Here is a 420-nt window from a genome sequence, read left to right on the forward strand (position 1 = left end):
ACCAGCAGGTGGGGCGAGTAGGCCAGCATGGCCGTGCCGCGCAGGTCCCGGGACAGGTCGAAGGACAGCTTGGTGTAGAGCGAGGGCGAGAGGGCCAGAGCACCCAGGTCGCACAGCATCAGCGTGTGGCCGTCGGGCTGGGCCTTGGCCACCATGTCGGCGCCCAGGTTGCGGTTGGCGCCGGGCTTGTTCTCGATGACCACGGGCTGCTTGAGTTCTGCCGACAGCAGCGGGCCGATGGCGCGCGCAATGATGTCCGAGCTGCCGCCCGGCGGGTAGGGCACCACCAGGCGCAGCGGGCGCGTGGGCCAGTTGCTCTGGGCCAGCGCACCGGCGCCGGTGGCCACGAGGGCGGTGGCGCCAGCGGCGCGCAGGAACTGCTTTCGGCTCAGGGTCATGCTCTTGTCTCCGGGTTTTATG

The 420-nt window shown here is 70.2% G+C and carries 1 protein-coding gene; it reads right to left on the reverse strand.

What is annotated here, in order from left to right:
* On the reverse strand, positions 1-398 hold a 398-nt coding region (locus tag JHD80_RS27165), incomplete at its 3' end, for a Bug family tripartite tricarboxylate transporter substrate binding protein (protein WP_248311816.1).
* Between the last annotated feature and the right edge of the window lie 22 nt (positions 399-420).

It is taken from the genome of Allobosea sp. ASV33 (assembly GCF_016428755.1).
Classification (GTDB): domain Bacteria; phylum Pseudomonadota; class Alphaproteobacteria; order Rhizobiales; family Beijerinckiaceae; genus Allobosea.